The sequence below is a fragment of the Vibrio sp. Vb0667 genome (assembly GCF_033391095.1).
In genome coordinates this window covers 1-1,349 of sequence record NZ_JAWPOL010000196.1, presented here as the reverse complement: position 1 = coordinate 1,349, position 1,349 = coordinate 1, and the positions used below count along the sequence as shown (strand labels likewise).

The window sequence follows — 1,349 nt, the reverse complement described above, 5'->3', positions numbered from 1 at the left end:
AAATTTTTAGTAAACATCCAATACAGCCTTGATGGTTGAAAACGCAATGACAGTGCAAAACGACAAAACCGCCTTTTGGGGCGGTTTTAAAAAGTGTTGGTTAAGCCAGTCCTTTAAAATCAACTCGGCCAATTGCACGTTTTACATAATCGGTAATAATGCTTGGCGGAGAGGTGTCATCTAGATAAATTGGCACGCTCACCGCTCGGTAGCAAACGACATCAACAAGCTCATACTCCTCCACCAATCCTGTCGCTATAAGTCTATGAATCAGATTGAGGGTCGATAATAGATTAAGCCCTGTTGTTTTGCATAAGTCTTCTGCATTTAGCCCAAAACGGTTGCCTTCATATAGCCTGCCAAATACCAGTTCTTTGTATAGATTAAAGGCTCTTTTTTTTAAAGCTTTTCGTTTAAAGAAGCCAAACATATCTACTCCTTTTGTTGTTAAGTCAAAACTTTAAGGGATGGCGATTATTAATGCGATTTAATATGCAAACTTTGACATATGTCACTTTTTTAATTTGCACATAATAGAAAAATTTGGTCGTGTGGAGAACGCAGTTTATTTGCATTTTTACTCGACATTAAAATTCTAAACTTCTGGAATAATGGTAATAAAAATGTGCAATAGATCACTGTTTTAGATAGGAAAAACGTGAAAAATCCTGCGCTGTCAGTTGGCCGTTATCGGAATGCTCACCCATCCGATTAACGCTAACCATAATAAGAAATTGACTCCCAATATCTGTAAGTAATACTGGCTCTGTAAACATTTTAAAAAAAGTTTAAAAGGGGTGAGTATGAAGATTGCGGGAGTCAGCACTCCGCCAACACAGCCCGATGAATTAATTAAAGTATCTGAGGGAGGTCATTTTGGTACACCTCATCAAATTAAGTGTTCGCGTCACGTTTATTAAACGACGTTGTGCTACTAGCGAGTGAAAAGGAACAGAACAATGATCATAAACTACGCCCTGACAACTGCTCCTTATTCAAATGATATTGAATCATGTATCAACGTAATGACAGCGAGTATGTTTGCTCTTGTCGACCAAGGAGAAGAGACCGAAGTCGCTACGTGTGACTTTTACATCGTAGATTTATCCAGAGCCTCGAGTACTATCAGCTGTCATAAATTATTGAACATTAACGCCAGCATTGCCCACTTTATCCAAATTCTTGATGATGATTACTTGCTAAAAGAAAGCATCGCAAAACGTAACGAAACAATGCGTTGGGGAATCTGTCCAGAACCAGATCGTCTCATTGTGATTCACGAACTAAAGGTAAAGAAAGAGCATCGAGGAAATAAGTATTCCAAAGCCTTAATTGAGGACTTTATTGAA

The 1,349-nt window shown here is 38.3% G+C and carries 2 protein-coding genes; one reads left to right on the top strand and one right to left on the bottom strand.

Annotated features, from left to right (window positions below):
• Positions 1 to 100: 100 nt before the first annotated feature.
• The gene (locus R8269_RS24565; RefSeq protein WP_318222823.1) at positions 101 to 430 is read right to left on the bottom strand and encodes a hypothetical protein; all 330 of its coding nucleotides are present in this window, start codon (positions 428 to 430) and stop codon (positions 101 to 103) included.
• A gap of 529 nt (positions 431 to 959) precedes the next feature.
• Between R8269_RS24565 and R8269_RS24560 the strand changes: the two genes are divergently transcribed.
• Positions 960 to 1,349: hypothetical protein (locus R8269_RS24560; protein WP_318222822.1), on the top strand; the 390-nt coding region annotated here is incomplete at its 3' end.